This window comes from Variovorax sp. DAIF25, from assembly GCF_050711835.1.
Lineage (GTDB): Bacteria > Pseudomonadota > Gammaproteobacteria > Burkholderiales > Burkholderiaceae_C > Variovorax.
In genome coordinates this window covers 2,344,128-2,359,550 of sequence record NZ_CP136637.1, presented here as the reverse complement: position 1 = coordinate 2,359,550, position 15,423 = coordinate 2,344,128, and the positions used below count along the sequence as shown (strand labels likewise).

Below are 15,423 nucleotides of genomic sequence, written 5' to 3'. Positions count from 1 at the left end.
GATGGGCCGCATGCGCACGACCTGGCCCATGGCTGGGGCCCGAAGGGCGGCGATGTGATGGGAGGGCAGCGCTTGTTCGCTGCACAGGCGGCGGATGATGTCGAGGGGCCCTGCCGGGCGAGACCGGCGCGCGAGGTTTGGTCAGATTTGCAGAAAGCTTCTGCCCGCATTTGTGAATTTCTTTACTACTTTCTTGCAATTGCAAACAATGGGACGTGGCGTCTCGCCTGCGTGAATTCGTCAGATTTCGCGTCGGGATTCACTGTCAGAATCGCCTCGCTACCTCTCGGACCATGCGCATTGCCATCCTCGAAGACGACCCCGACCAGCTGTCACACCTGGTCCGGACACTGGAGCAGTTGTTAACAATTGGCGACACCACGGTCAGTTGCACGGCCCTCTCCGACGGCCTCGCGCTGCAGCAGGTGCTGCGGCGCGAAAGCTTCGACCTGCTGGTGCTCGACTGGAACGTGCCGGGCCTGGCCGGCGTCGAGCTGCTGCGCTGGCTGCGCACCTGGCAGGCCGACCAGGTGCCCACGCTGATGCTGAGTTCGCGCGCCTCCGAGCAGGACGTGGTGGAGGCGCTGAGCCTCGGCGCCGACGACTACATCGTCAAACCGTTTCGCCCGCTCGAGCTGCGCGCGCGCGTGCAGCGCCTGATGGCGCGCCGCGCGCCGGTGGAAAGCTCGCCCGGCGAGCGCTTCGGCCGCTGGGAGTTCGAGCGCCTCACGCACAGCGTGCTGATCCATCCGGCACCGGGCGAGGCGGCGGCGCCCGAACGCCATGCGCTGTCGGACCGCGAGTTCAGCCTCGCCCTCACGCTGTTCCAGCACCTGGGCGGCATCGTGTCGCGCGCCCACCTGCTCGAGAGCGCCGGCTACAGCAGCGACGAGCTGCCCTCGCGCACGCTCGACAGCCACATCTACCGCCTGCGCAACAAGCTCGGCCTCGAGGCCGCGCGCGGCCTGAGCCTGCGCACGGTCTACGGCCGCGGCTACCGGCTCGAGGCCCTGCAGCAGGTGGAATCCTGATGGCGCCGTGGCGCGCCGCCACCCGGCTCGCGCGGCGCCTGGCCGGCGCGCTCGCGGTCTGCACCGGCCTGGGCGCGCCGCTGGCCATGGCCCAGTCGCCCCACGTGGTGCAGCCCGGCGAAACCCTCTGGGGCATCTCGAACCAGCACCTGCGTACGCCGCTGCGCTGGCCCGAGGTGCAGCAGCGCAACCAGGTCGGCGAGCCGCGGCTGCTGCAGCCGGGCAAGCTGCTGTATTTCGCCGACGGCCGCCTCGTGCCCGAGGGCGCCGCCGTGGTCGCGGCGGTGGAGGGCCGGGCCTCGCGCCAGCGCCCGGGCGGCCCCGAGCAGGTGCTCGCGCCCGGCACCCCGATCCTGCCGGGCGACGTGCTGGTCACCGGTCCCGATGCCTTCGTCACGCTGGGCCTGCCCGGCGGCAACCGCGTCGTGCTGCCGTCGCAGAGCGCGCTCGAGGTGCAGGCCATCGACACCCAGACGATCCAGCTGCGGCTGATCCGGGGCCGCGTCGAATCGCAGGTGCAGAAGCAGCAGCCGGGCCAGCAGTTCGAGATCCGCGCGCGCTCGATGGGCCTCGGCGTGCGCGGCACGCACTTTCGCGTGCGCGACGAGAACGGCACGCTGGCCAGCGAGGTGATCGAGGGCGAGGTGGTGGTGCGCCAGGACCGCGGCGGCGCCGAACCGCCGCTGGTGCTGCGCGCCGGCAGCGGCGCGGTGCTGCTCGACGGCGCCGGCGCGCAGGCGCGCACGCTGCTGCCGGCACCGCAGCTGCTCGCCTCGAACGCGCCGCGCGCCGATCGCGCGCTGCAGTTCGAGCCGGTGGCCGGTGCCCAGAGCTATCGCCTCCAGCTCGCGCGCGACGAGCGCTTCCTGCTGCCGGTGCACGAGCAGCGCGGCGAGGCCCCGGCCTTCACGGCGCCGGCCGACCTCGAGGCCGGCTTCTACCAACTGCGCCTCACCGCCTTCGATGCGAACCAGCTCGAAGGCCTGCCGGGCGACAGCACCGTCTACCTGCCCGCGGCCGCCGGCGCCGACACGGGCCGCGGCAGCGCGACCCTGCTGTCCGATGGCCGCGTCGAGATCCGCTGGCCGGGCGCCGCGGGCCAGCGCTATGCCTTCGAACTCTCGCGCGGCCCCGACTTCTCGGTGCTGCTGATCGACGAGCCCGCGGCCCATGTCGCCGGCATGGTGGTCGGGCCCTTCGTGCTGGGCGGGCGCTACCACTGGCGCGCGCGCCCCGTGGGCGAGGGCGAGGCTGGCGCCGCCGGCTTCGGCGGCAGCTTCGAGATCCCGGCGCGCTGAAGCCGTCATGCCCTCGACCCGGCTCGTCGTCGAACGGCTGCTGATGGCGCTGCTGCTGCCGCTGGCCATGCTGGTGCTGGCCCAGCGGCCCGGCCTGCTGCAGATGGATGCGTTCATCCACGACCGGCTGCTGATCCTCGCCTCGCACACCGCGGCGCCCGAGATCCTGATCATCGCGATCGACGAACGCAGCCTCGGCGAACTCGGGCGCTGGCCCTGGAGCCGCGAGATCCATGCGCGCCTGCTCGAGCGGCTGGCGCCGGCCGCGCCGCGCGCCGTGCTGCTCGACATGTTCCTGACCGAGCCCAGCACCGATCCGCGCGAGGATGCGCGGCTGGCCGAGGCGATGGGCCTGCTGCCGGTCTACCTGCCGCTGCTGCATGCCGGGGCGCATGCGGGGCCGGACGCGCTCGACGAAGGCACGCACCCGGGCTTCCTGGCGCCGCTGCCGCGTTTCGCCGAACGCGCGCGCGGCCTCGGCCACGCCGGCCTCGCGCCCGATCCAGACGGCGTGGCGCGCACGCTCTACCTGCGCGAAGGCTACGCGGGCCACCTGCAGCCCTACGTGGGCGCACTGATCGCCGGGCGGGTGCCGCCGCCGCCGTCGCCGGAGGCCGGTCGGCCCGGCGACTGGCTGCGCCAGGACCCGCTGCGCCTGGTCTTCGCGGGCCCGCGCGGCAGCTACCGCACGGTGCCCTACGTCAGCGTGCTGCGCGGCGAGGTGCCCGCCGAGCTGCTGCGCGACAAGCTGCTGCTCGTGGGCGCCACCGCGCCCGGCCTCGGCGACCAGACCCTGACGCCGAACGCCGGCATGCGCGGCGTGCTGCCCGGCATCGAGGTCAATGCCAACGCCATCGACGACCTGATGAACGCGCGCAACGTCGCGCTGCTGCCGCCGGCCGGCTACGCGGCCTGGACCGTCGTGCCGCTGTGGATCGCGCTGTGGCTGCTGGTGCGCCTGCAGCGCCATGCGCTGCCGATCGCCTTCGGCCTCGCCGTCGCCTGCCTGCTGGCCAGCGGCATCGCCATGCTGGGCTGGCACTGGTGGCTGCCGCCCGCGGCGCCGATCGCCGGGCTGTTCCTGCTTTACCTGCTGTGGAGCTGGCGCCGGCTCGAGTCGCAGCTGGCCTACCTGCGCCAGCGCGCACGGGTGCTGCATGCCATCCCGAGCGGCGCGTTCGAGGTCATGCCCACGCCGCCCGCGCTCTCGGGCGATCCGGTGGTGCATCCCAAGCAGGCGCTCGACCGCGCCATCGCGCGCGTGCAGCGCATGCAGAAGCTGATGGACGAGGCGATGCATGCGATGCCCGTCGCCATGCTGATCTGCGACGACCAGGGCCGTATCGCCTCGGGCAACGCGGCCGCTTCCCGCCTGCTCGGCGGCGGCGAGCTCGCGCAGCGCGACAGCGATCCCGATGCGCTGCGCGGCCTGTCGCTGCCGCAACTGATCGCGCCGATGGCGACGGCCGCGAAGGCCGATGCCCCGGGCTCGGCGCGGCTGCACTGGACGATCCGGCTGCGCGACGAATACACCACCGCCGACGCGCGCGTGTTCCGCCTCGAGGCCGCCGCCTTCGGCGCGGACGCGCCCGACGACCGCGGCTGGGTCGTCATGCTGCCCGAGCTCACGACCGAGCGCGAGGCGCAACGGCAGCGCGACGAATGGCGGCGCTTTCTCTCGCACGACCTGCGCAGCCCGCAGGTCACCATCCTGAGCCTGCTGTCCATGCACGAGGGCGACCCGGACGCGGCCAGCACCGCCGACATGCGCAAGGCCATCCGGCGCGAGGCCAAGCGCACCCTCGACCTGGCCGAGGGCTTCATGGATTTCGCGCAGGCCGAGTCGGACGACTACCGCTTCGCCGACACCCACGTGGGCGCCGTGCTGCTCGATGCCCGGGACCAGGCCTGGCACTACGCGCAGGCCAACGGCGTGCGCATCGATGCGCGTCTCGACGACGCCGACGAGACCCTCGTGCGCGCCGACGGCTCGCTGCTCACGCGCGCCATCGTCAACCTGCTGAACAACGCCATCCGCCACAGCGCGCCGGGCGCGCGCATCGAGCTGCGCATGGACCTCGAATCCGCCACCCCCGACGCCGCACCGGACCGCGTGCGCATCACCATCGCCGACCAGGGCTCGGGCATGACGCCCGCGCAGCTGCACGCCCTGCTCCATGCGCCGCGCGGGCAGCGCGCCCAGTTCGCACCCGAGCCCGTGGCCACGCCGCGCGCCGATCCCGATTCCTCCACCGCTGCCGCGCCGCGGCGCATGGGGCTGGGCTTCGCGGTGGTGCGGGCCGTGGTCCAAAAGCATGGCGGGCAGCTCGGGGGCGAGAGCACGCCGGGCGCGGGTACGCGGTTCTGGCTGCTGTTGCCGCTGCGGCGGGAGCTGCGCTGAGCCGATGCCGCAGCGACCCGCGAGCGTCCAGTTCGCAGATGCGCGCGGCTGTCTTGGCCTCAATGCCCCAGCTCGGCCGCTTCCAGCACCGTGGTCATGAAGCGATAGCCGTGATTGGCCTGGTAGCGGGCATCCCGCTCGCAACGCGCCATGAACTCCGAATGCCCGGCGCGCGACTGTCCGACCAGGCACCCGGCGCTCGTGTTCCCGACGTTGTTGTCCGGCGCGTCGTAGCCCGAATGCTGATTGATCGACGAGGCGATGGACACGCGCTCGCCCTCGTCGCGCCTGAAGTTCTTGTCGAGATCGCGATAGATGACGATGGGCGCGGTTTGCACGAGTGCCGGTTGCGTTCCCTTGTGAAAGCCCACGCTCCATGCCTTGAACTGCCCCAGGGCGATTCGTGCGACCCCGGGGGTGCCGTCCAGCGGCTTCATCGTGTAGACCAGTCCGGGCTCGGTGGAGGCCTCCCAGCAGCCGACCCATTCGGCCTTGCCGCCCGGCGCGATGCGCAGCAAGGTCCGCAGATCGTTGAACCGGTTCGGTTCGTTCGCGTTGGGTGTGCCATCGCGCTTCATGCCTTCGACGTAGACGATGTTGACGGCGTCCGGGTGCCGGCACAGCCAGTAGCCCTTCTTGAGCATCGCGGCCGCCGTGCGGCCCGCAGGCGAGTGGTCGAGCACGATCGGATACAGGGCTCTTGCCTCGCTGGACAGCAGCATCTCGGCCAATCCGGCATCGACGATCTCGGCCGGGGCGGCATTCATCGCCTTGCCGAATTCTCGCAATGCCCAGAGCGACACGGGTCCGAAAACACCGTCCGCGGGCGGATCGAGCAGTCCGATCTCGGCGAGTGCCGTCTGGATTTCCCTCGCGAGCCCCTTCTGGGTCCCCAATTCTTCAAGCGAAACGGCGCGGCCACCCGACGCAATACCCTGCAGCAGCGGCATGGTTCCATTCGCCCCTCCGTTGCCGGGAGGTGAAACGGATGCGGGCACGTTGCGCGGCAACAGCTTGGCCGCTGCACCGGGTGCCATGCTCAGAAGCTCGTCGAGCTGGATCTCCGTCAGTTGACCGGTCTCGCCGTAGCCCTTGGCGCGTTGCCACTCCAGGATCGCCTGGCGGGTGGCTGCATCGAACTGCCCGCTGAGCTGTGCGCCGAGAAGCCCCAGCGCCATCTGCACCCGCCGCACCTCGCTGACCACGAGCTGCTGCTCGTGGGGACTCGGCCCCTTGATCACCGGTCCCTGGTCCGCTTCGGTTGGCGCCTCCGGCTTCGGGCCGGGCTTTGCGCCACCATCGTCTGCGTGGGTGCCTGCGTCTGCCGCTCCACCATCCCCGCCACCTTCGTCCGGCGGCTCCGAAGGCAGGGCCATGGTGGAGCCGCCCGGTGGCGTTCGCACGGTCCCCGCGTCCTCCACCTCGGACGGCTTGGCGCCGGAAGCGCGCAGCTTGCCGATCTTGCTCAGGAGGTCGAACCAGAATGGAGCGCCCAGGCTGGCGGCCACCGCCGTGATGAGCCAGCCGATCGCGATGAGCAAGGCATTTCCCACCCGCTCTGCATCCCAGCAGTCCGAGCTCTGCACGCATCGGGACTTGAACACCTGGGGTGCGATGAACGGCTCCCAACCGATGGGCAAGCCGATGGATTTCAGCGAGTTCATGGCATCCAGGCGCTCGCAGAAACTCTCGACTTCCCTGTCGCTCCCGGGCAGGACCGTGTCCTGCCTGCACCCGGCATCCACGACCGAGCCCAGCAGTCGAGACTGCGCCCTCTTCTCGGCATCCATCGCCTTGCGCAGCGTCGTCACGAGCGACTGAAAGCCCGCCGTCGAAACGCTTTCCAGTGCCTTCATGCGCGCATCGACGTTGGCATCGGCCTCGAGCTGCCGACGTATGCCGCGGAACGACCCACTCTCGGGAACACGCGTGGCATCGAGCGCCGAGCGCAGGGCCAGCAGTTGTTGGTAGCCGTCGTAGGCCTCTCGCCACACCGGCGTGGAAGCCGACGCACCTGGCTTGTCCAACACCTGCTCGAAGGCCAGCTTCAATGCCTGCAGGCTGCGCTCGGTTTCCTCGACCGAACTGCGGTGCCTCTTCTTTTCCTCGGCCTGCGCCGGAACAATCGCCGAGCGGGCCGCTCTCAGCGCGGCGGCATCGATGTCCGCGCCGTTCGAGGCGTTGGCTGCCGCGAATTCTTCGCCCGCGGTCTTTCCCGCCGCGGCAAGCGCCTGTCGCATCGGTGCGTCTTGCCAGAGTCGAGGCGCGATCGCTATCGGGTTGATGTTGGCGGCCGCGGCAACGACGAAGCCGAAGATCAGCAGGGTGACCTGGTTTTTTCGCTTGAACCACCCGATCGAGCGCTCGGTGACGGCGTCGTACCAGGCGCAAAGCCGTGCTTCGAAGCCGGGCCAATCGTTCTCCACGCCATGGATCAGGCTGCGCATCGCGCGAAGCAGCTTGGGGTTCGGAACGAAAGCCCTTCGAACCCCGGAGCCGTCCGCAGCGAACTCTGCCTGCGCATCGCCCCGATTCGCGGGCGTGTCCAGAAACTCGCGCACCCCATCGAGAAACTTCGCGGGCGTTGCGGGGCGCACGCCCTGAAGACAGGTCTCCACGAGCGAAGCGATCAGCGAGGTCACGACGATGTCGGCCCCCATGTACGACGGCGTTCCACCTTCTTGCTTCTTGCTCAACGAAGTGAGCAGCGGATGCGCCATCAGCGCGCTCGCGAGCACCTTGTTGTCGCCCAGGAAGGAAGTCAGGGCCTGCTGCAGCACCTTGCCGCGGGATCCCCAGGCCGACGCCCAGAGTTCGCGCAAGGCTGTCACGAGCAGGCTGGTCAACGCAAAGATCAGCGCCAAGCCGAGCGCCACCTCAATCATTCGCATGTCCATTTGGCTGCCTCACTTGACGTCGTTGTAGAAGACGTGTTTTCCGATGTGCGCGCAGATGGCGTGGCCTTCCGTCCACCATGGCGGCGGCACCAGGCTGCTCGCGTGGTAGTGGGTTCCCCCGTTCGTGGGGTCCTGTGCGCTGACTCCCGCACGGGCATCGGCGAGCATCTGGGTGGCGATCGTCAACGCCGACCTGAACCAGGGATCGTTCGCGCCGACCGCCTGCAGCAGCGGAAGATTGGGATCCCCCGGGTTCCAGCAACTGAAAGCCGAGGGATAGCGACACACCCTGGCGACGTCGGAGCCCCAGTAGCTTCTGCGTTGCACCCGGTTGCGCACGACGAAGGCGATGGCGCGCATGCCCGGTTCCTTCTCGCCACGCGCCTCGCCCCAGATGGTGCGAGCGAGGATCTCGGCGTGGGCATCGTCGAACGGCGATGGCTTCGACGCGACGACCGGCGGGACCGGCTGGACCGGCGCACGCTCGACGGCGCTCGCGAGGGGCCGCCGGCCGCGGACCGGCGCAAGAGCGCTCGACAACTCGTCCCTCACGACCAGGTCCGCGTTGAAATAGCGCAGGATCGTGTCGATCGGGATGAAGAAGGGCTGCGCGGGATCGCCGAGCCGGATCCCTCCGTGGATGCCGACCAGTTGGTCCTGATCGTTCCAGACCGCTCCTCCGCTGTCGCCTCCCTGCGTCCCGCCCGGTGCGTACCAGGCCTGCACTGGCGACAGCGTGTATGCCGGACCGCCCGCCTCGACGCGCACCGACACCGCAACACTGTTCTGCGCACTGCCGTCGACCGGCCCCCGATCGCTCGTCAGCAGTCGCAGCGCATCACCGCTGCGCGCGATCGCGGCACCGACGGGCCAGAGCGCGGATTGCATCGCGAGGTCCCGCAGGTCTTCCTGCGCCACGAGCACTATCGCCGCGTCCACCGCTCCGGTCGTCGCGTCGGGAGGGAAAGTCGGCGCCCAATCGACCAATCCTCCCGCGAATTGCAATTGCCCGGAAGAATCCGCGAAGGCGATGACGTCTCCGGCCGTGGTGCCGGGATCGGCCCCGACGGCGTGTCCAGCCGTCAGCGCGTAGAGCCGGTGCGGAAGCCGCCGGTCGCGCAGGATGGCGCCGAGAGTGCCTCCTTCGCCCGGGCGGCCGCGTGCCGAATTCTCAACCGTTGGCCACATGCGCGCCCCCTTTCTTGCTGGAGCCTGGCTTGAGGAGGGCATCGCCCGCGCCCGCCAGCCTGCACGGGTGCGCAGCGGTGAAAACTTTCATTGAGGGCTTCTTGCTGCCTCTCATGACTTCACCGCCGGAACTCGAGCGGATTGCAACGGCGCGACGATCTTGACGTTGACCGTTCTCGACGGACCCGCAGGATCCGTGAAAAGGATCTGGTCGCCTTGGGGCGCCGCGCCTTCCGCCGGTGCCGTGTAGATGAACGACCTCTTTCCGCTCTCATCGCCCGGCTTGATCGTTCCGGGCTTTCCCCCTCCGCGGCTCGTTGCGAACCAGGCCAGGCCCTCGCCTGCGCCCATCACGTAGAAGGTCTGCTGGGAACCGGCCGGCACTTCGATCTCCTCCAGATCCGGCACGAGGGTCAGTGTGCGCCCCGGCACCTGCAGCTTGCAGGTCGCCTTGGGCTTGTCGACCTCCAGAAGGATCGGACCGACCAGTTTGCTCAGATCCATCGTCGCGGCGGCCAGGTACTCCGTGGCTTTTGCGATCTCCCGTTCGAGATTGCGTGCCTTCGCATCGAACGGCCGCGCCCTGGACTTACCGCCGATCGACCCGCTTTGGGCGACGCTCGGCACGGGCTTCAACGCATCCTGGCCGCCTATCGCAAGGGCGGTGGTCTTTATCTTCTCGCTCGCGGCCAGGAAGGATGCAATGTCCGGCACGGTCTTCGAGACCTCCCTGCCCACATTGAATTGGATCTCTCTCGATCGGAAGCGCAGGTCGCTGGCCGCGCCAGCGATCCTGGTGCGCAGCGCCTTCACCCTGGCATCCAGAGCCAGGGCATCCGCGACCGCCACGTCGGCACGACCAACCGTTCGCTGCAAGACCGGATCGGCCGTCAATACCGTCGTCGTCTTCTTGCCGGGCACGGCGCACTCCTGATCCCTCGTCGCCTTTGCCGCCAGGCACGACGTGGTGAGCCGGCTCCTTTCCTCGGTCGTCATCGCCGTCAGGCTCTCGGGTTTGAGGTTGCAGTTCGGCGCGGGCTCCGCCTTGCAGCTCTGCGGCTGTGCCCTCGCCGGTGCCGCGGCGAGCGCCGTGTCCCGGATGGCACCGGCATGGACGCGCAGCAACTCCTGCAGTTCTGCGAGACGCGCGTTCATCGATTGCTGCGACGCGTCCCAAGTGCCCGACGTCGACGCCGCGACATTGAACGGCTCGCTCGCGGCGATGACGCAATTCAATGCACTGGCGCCAGCCATGTAGATTTCCTCGCGCTGCTTCGACACGAGCGTGCTGCCGTAGGCCACACCCGCCGATCCCCCGACCGCAACCTTGGCGAGCGCGGAGCCCGAGGGGTTCGTGACGCCCTTGATCACCGCGACCGCGCTCGAAAGGATCAAGGCGGCTCCCACGCGGGGGTTGAAGCTCGACAGTTCCTGAACAGCGGCGATATAGCGCCGGATCGCCTGTTCCGCGTCTTTCCTTGCGTCTGCGTACGACAAGGTTTCGGAATTCCGCGAAGCGTCGAGAAGCAGATCGTCGGAATAGATCTGGGGAGAAAGGGTGGCACAGCCTGCCAATAGCACGGCGCAAGCCAATGCGACGATCCGAAGTCGCCTCGATCTGCGAAATCCCAACGGAAAGCCGTGGCCGCTCGGACCAGGTCGCGCTTGGCATTGCATTCTTCCGCTCCTCGAATTTTGAGTAGCTTTTAGCAGTACCTAATTGCGCGGGCATCCCCTGTTTGAGGGATGCGCCCTCACCTTTGGAGGAAGGCGATCCATGACTTTCCCGAGGGCTTCGTTGCCGCCGATCCATTCATCGTCAACGTATTTCGAAATTTCGTCCCATTGCAATAACTCGATTCGCGCAACATGACATTCCCATGTCATACCTGATCCAGATGATGGACAGCCAATTGGCATTGCTGCACCATCGCCGTCCCGAGCGATCCACCGACCTGCACGCAACACCGGATCATCGATCGACCGGACTTTTCATCAACCACGCGAAGGGGGAAGAGATGGCAACCGGAAAAGATTTGCTGAAGCTGGCCGAAAAGCGCATCGGGGATAAATACGAGAATGTGCTCGTTCCGAAGGACAATTCCAAATGGACTGGCCCTTGGGACTGCGCCGAGTTCGCGTCGTGGGTCGTCTTCCAGATCACGGGAGAGCTCTACGGCTGTACCGACAACCGAGGGAATCCCGCCACCACGGAAGCCTATTCAGGCTCGTGGGTCCGGGACGCCGAAAACGGAACGCTCACCCCAGTCACGAAGGCCGTGGCAAACAGCACGCCCGGCGTCATACTGGTTCGCAGACCTCCCATGCCGAAACAGATGGGACACGTGGCGATTTCAGATGGAAATGGTGGAACTGTCGAGGCGGCCGGAAAAGGGCTGGGCGTCAAACGGGGCAAGGTCGAAGGACGCATCTGGCACTTCTACGCACAGATTCCCGGAGTCCAGTACAGCGCCAACAACGTGAACGTCACGCCGAAGCCGCTACCGTTCATCCTCACCCTGCAATCGCCCAACATGTCGGGGCCGCTGGTCAAGGCCGTACAACGCGCACTGAAGCAGGCCGGCTTCTATCCCGGAGCGATCGATGGCGAATATGGCCCGCACACCGTTGCCGCTGTTCATGCATTCCAGAAACAGAACCGCTTGGTCGCCGATGGAGACACGGGCCCGCTCACAGCGCGAAAACTCGGCGTTGCCTGGCCTGCGTGACCGCCTATTGCGTCAGCACAGGCTTCGCGACGATTGGATCGTCGGGCGCGATCCATACCTCGATGTTTCCGGGTGTCGGTTGGAGCCGCGCGGACAGACGTTCGACCTTCCAGTTGGGAGGCTTCTCATTGCCTGACGCGTTCTGGGCGATCGCATCGGCACAGGCACGGCTGTCCTCGTCGTGATATCGCACGATGGTCGAGCCGACCGGTTTCGGATCGGGCCTGCCGGCGCGCCTTGCCGCATCGTTGACGTTCTCGATCGGAGGAACGCTCGCCCCCAGGGCTTGCCATACGGGTCGGAACTGCCTCACGGCATCGCGCTGCGCAGGCCCGTAGATCTGCACGTACACCGTCTTGCGGCGGCAGATGTTGCTGTCTATCGCGGGCAGGTTGCTCGGCCGATTCGCAGCCGAAGCGGCGGAGGATGCAGGCTGTGCGGAAGCACTCGCCGGTTGAGACGCGGAAGGAAGTGGTGGCTGGGTCGGCTGCACCTCCGAGACGGACTCCGTGGAAAGTTTCGGTGTGTCTGTCGGCGGCGGGCTGCTCACAGGCGAGGATTGCCAATTGCACGGCTTTTGCGTGTCCGGTCGATCTCCTGCCTGGCGAAGCTTCAGCTTCGCTCTTTCTCTCTCATGGAGCTTTTCATCCTCCGCGAGCTTGGCCAGCTGCGGATCGCAGGGGTGCATGGTTCCCACGGCCGCATCCATCGTGTAGTCGTAGCCCCAGTACCTGACCTGCGCCGCTGGAAGCAACTTGTCGTCGTATCGCAGGCAGCCCGGGAGATTGCTCCGTACCGTGGGATTGTCGGCCTCGAGCAGTGCGATGCATGCCGGCGTCTTGGGAGTGACCAGGAGCTGGCAGGCGGAGACCGCCGTCGTCACGATGTGATTGCCGAGTTCGGACCGCTTGAGCCATCCGGCCTCGTCCCCAGGGCACAGGCTGTCGGAGGTTCGAACGACCGCCGCCGCCAGTGCCGAATACGGATCCGAAGCACCACGCTCCAGATTGCCCGTGCGGATATCGGAGGCCTCCGATCGGGCCTGGTTCACCTCCGCCAGCAGCGTTTGATCGACGGGAAGAGGAGGCAGCCTGGACCACAGTTCCGTCAGCTCCTTCATGGCCTCGCGCCGCGACTTGACCTGATTCGCTTCGGCCACGCGGGCGCTGTCGAGCGCTTGCCACAGCGAGATGCCCACCGTGGCAGCGGCGCCCAGGCCCAGGGTTGCACCCACCGCCGCAACGTTGATGCGGGTGGGTAGACGCCGCGTCTTCTCCTTGTCCTCGGCGCCCGATTTCGAGTCCGCGCTTTCCTTGGGCTTTTCGGGCGTCGCCGCCGAATCCTTGCCCTTGACGGGGAAGATATCCTCTTCGAAGTAGAGGCCCGGATCCGCGATCAGCGACTTCAGAAATTTCGGCTCGAGCTTCTCCGCGAGAAAGTTTCCCAGCTGGAAATAGCTTTCCCACTGGGCCTCCGAGAAGAACTGATCGCCGGTGCTCTGCTGGGGAAAGTCGGGGCACTGCGCCTTGTAGTTGATGAGGTCCATGCCCAGGCCTTGGCACATGTTGGGCTTGATCAGTATCAGCAACCCCTGGGATCGGTCTTCCGAATACTCGACCTTGGCGATCGCCAGGCAGGCCGTGCTGTCCGGCGACACCAGATCGTTGAGCGAGCCGAAATACGTCATTTGCGACGGCCATCCCGCAGGAGCTTGCTGCTGCGCTTCGACGGCGTTCGTGGCACTCGAGAAGACGGGTCTCTGGAACTTGATGTCGGCGCCGAGGTCGATGCGCGCCCGACGCACGAGGTTCTCCAGATCATGGAACTGGTACTCGGGGTCGGCACCGCAGTCGACGAGCACAATGACCTTGGCCCTCTCCGCCAGCAGCGCGTAGGCCCCCGTGTTCTCGAAATGGCCGCCGTCCGACAGGAACCAGTCCTTGCCGCGAGCCCCGTCGAAGATGCCGAAGGTCTCGCGCAGCAGGCCTCGCGTCTTTCCGAGGGCGAGGAATCCCGCGGCTCTGCCGTTTCGTGCCGCCTCGGTGAGCCAGAAGCCGAGCCGGATGCCGGCAAAGGTCAGAAGCGCCGAAAGACCTCGGCTGGTCCGATATCCGAGCCCCGGGGAGACTGCCGCACCCGACACCGCCATCCAGGTTCCGAGTCCTCTTTCGCGAAGACCGCTGCTCACGGTCCAGCCTTCCTGGCTGACCTGCGAGCGTCCGCCTGAAGCGATGGTCAGCGACAGGCCCTTTCGGTCCTGATTGAAGAGTGCGCCCTTGGGATCGGCAGTCTGGTTGATACAGACGTTGATCAGGTGGATCGGACCACCGAAACGCTGCGGTTTGTAGTGCTTGAGAAACCTGTCGTCGTCTCCGTGAACTTCACCGACGTTCGAACCCACGGGCGCGGTATGCGCCCATCGCTCCATCGACTCGAGGGCGCCATCGAGCGGCGGCCTGTCGAAGCGCGCGCCGTTGGCCGCTCCGAGGTAGCTCCTGACGAGCCGCGCGCGATAGAAGGCATGCAGCGAGGATAGATTCAGGAATTCGAGGTTCGACCCCGACAAGAGCATGTACGCGCCCAGGATCACGGAAGCGAGAAGGATCGGCGCCAGCGCATTGCTGAACGTGAGCTCCCTGTCCGTAAAAACGGTGCTGGCGATCGTCTTGTGGATCACCGCGATCCACCACACCAGGAGCGCGAATGCCAGCAGGATGCCGGCGAAGCGCGCCACCGTGCCGGCGAACGCGGAGATTCGGGGAGCCCGCGTGCCGGAGGCGGCGATCGCGGGCAGGATGCCGCGCAGCAGCACTGCCGCTAAGCCCAGCGCAAGCCCCAGGTCCAGGGTCAGCGAGGCCTCGAAAGCGACCCGCCAGGCCAGCCGATCGACGATTCCCGCCGCGAGCACCGCTGCAGTCAGCATGCCCCAGGTGGCGAGGCTCGTGGTCATCGCATTCCTCGCCCGGTCGATCGACCCCTCCCGCAACCCGATGCTTCGCGCCAATGGCACGGCCCAAAGACCGACGAGCCAGATCGCCAGGATGACGGCGGCGATGGCGTCGCGAAAGGATTGGGCGATGGCGGCGCTGCGTGGGAACCAGTAAAGGTACATGAAGCTCGCGACGCCAAGGGCCGACGCGGCGACGCCCCACCACCAGGCGAGCGCGGCCCCATCCGATCGAGTGGCCCAGGGCAGTTGCCAATAGGCCAAGGCGTAGCGCGCCGCGATCGCCGCTGGAATGGGCGCGAGCAACCAGGCTGTGGGCAACCACGGCTCGAGGCCGCGAAGATGATCGAACACGGATGAGGATGCATACCCCATGCGGTCCAGCACCGCCCACACGCCGAGATCGAAGCCGGTGATCAAGAGGCCGATCAGCAGGCCGACGAGCGCGAGCTCTACGTGAATGCCGAGGAGATTGCGCATGTACAGCGCCAGCGCGAACAGACGGTCGGCGCCACCGCCGGGCGCGAGGTATCGGCCATTGGAGCGCAACCACCATCCGAACCTGCGCGTCTCGGCGCCGGCCATCGAATCCTCGACCTTCACGACGTCGTCCGGCGCCGTCGCCCGGTCGAAGAGCCTGCCGAGCATCCCGCCCACGTAGCCGCCGCCCGACACCGTCGAGAGCAGGTCGAAGCGCAGAAGCAACTTGTGCTGCGCCAGCGCACGCAATACACCGAAGCAGAAAGTCGCGCTGCGGATTCCTCCCCCGGACAAGGCCAGTCCCCAGATCTCGCCACTGCCTTGCGGGGCACTCTCCCTGCCCGCCGCATTCGCGCCTCGTGCCCGCGCCAGTTGCCTGCGTCGACGCTCCACCAGCCGGTCCAGGCGTTCGACGGACTTTTCCTTCTCCATGTTCACCTCCGCCTCGATGA

At 67.6% G+C, this 15,423-nt stretch carries 8 protein-coding genes; 4 read left to right on the top strand and 4 right to left on the bottom strand.

What is annotated here, in order from left to right; genetic code table 11:
• The first annotated feature begins 293 nt into the window (after positions 1–293).
• From R0232_RS45315 to R0232_RS45305, 3 genes are read left to right on the top strand one after another with little or no spacing between them, the layout of a single operon-like run.
• The gene (locus tag R0232_RS45315) at positions 294–1,031 is read left to right on the top strand and encodes a response regulator transcription factor (RefSeq protein WP_431513718.1); all 738 of its coding nucleotides are present in this window, start codon (positions 294–296) and stop codon (positions 1,029–1,031) included.
• Positions 1,031–2,329, top strand: coding sequence for a FecR domain-containing protein (locus tag R0232_RS45310; RefSeq protein ID WP_431513717.1), 1,299 nt, complete (start codon positions 1,031–1,033; stop codon positions 2,327–2,329). Before R0232_RS45315 ends, R0232_RS45310 begins: the two co-directional genes overlap by 1 nt.
• A gap of 7 nt (positions 2,330–2,336) precedes the next feature.
• Positions 2,337–4,730 (top strand): CHASE2 domain-containing protein, encoded by a 2,394-nt coding sequence (locus R0232_RS45305; protein ID WP_431513716.1) that lies wholly within the window; start codon positions 2,337–2,339, stop codon positions 4,728–4,730.
• A 59-nt stretch (positions 4,731–4,789) separates the two neighbouring features.
• Here the strand turns inward: R0232_RS45305 and R0232_RS45300 are convergent, their stop codons facing one another.
• The 3 genes from R0232_RS45300 to R0232_RS45290 all read right to left on the bottom strand — a co-directional run bounded on the left by R0232_RS45300 (position 4,790) and on the right by R0232_RS45290 (position 10,312).
• The gene (locus R0232_RS45300) at positions 4,790–7,615 is read right to left on the bottom strand and encodes a peptidoglycan-binding domain-containing protein (protein ID WP_431513715.1); all 2,826 of its coding nucleotides are present in this window, start codon (positions 7,613–7,615) and stop codon (positions 4,790–4,792) included.
• Between the two features lie 21 nt (positions 7,616–7,636).
• Positions 7,637–8,815 carry a cell wall hydrolase gene (locus R0232_RS45295; RefSeq protein ID WP_431513714.1) on the bottom strand — a complete coding sequence of 393 codons (1,179 nt, stop codon included), beginning with the start codon at positions 8,813–8,815 and terminating at the stop codon, positions 7,637–7,639.
• A 111-nt stretch (positions 8,816–8,926) separates the two neighbouring features.
• Entirely contained in the window at positions 8,927–10,312 is a 1,386-nt protein-coding gene (locus R0232_RS45290; RefSeq protein WP_431513713.1) for a hypothetical protein, read from the bottom strand.
• A gap of 383 nt (positions 10,313–10,695) precedes the next feature.
• Here R0232_RS45290 and R0232_RS45285 point away from each other — a divergent pair, with 383 nt between their 5' ends.
• Complete coding sequence (locus tag R0232_RS45285) at positions 10,696–11,544, top strand: peptidoglycan-binding domain-containing protein (protein WP_431513712.1); 849 nt, start codon at positions 10,696–10,698, stop codon at positions 11,542–11,544.
• 4 nt (positions 11,545–11,548) lie between these two features.
• Here R0232_RS45285 and R0232_RS45280 read toward each other — a convergent pair whose 3' ends face one another.
• Positions 11,549–15,403: a patatin-like phospholipase family protein gene (locus R0232_RS45280; RefSeq protein ID WP_431513711.1), complete on the bottom strand. Its 3,855-nt coding sequence runs from the start codon at positions 15,401–15,403 to the stop codon at positions 11,549–11,551.
• Between the last annotated feature and the right edge of the window lie 20 nt (positions 15,404–15,423).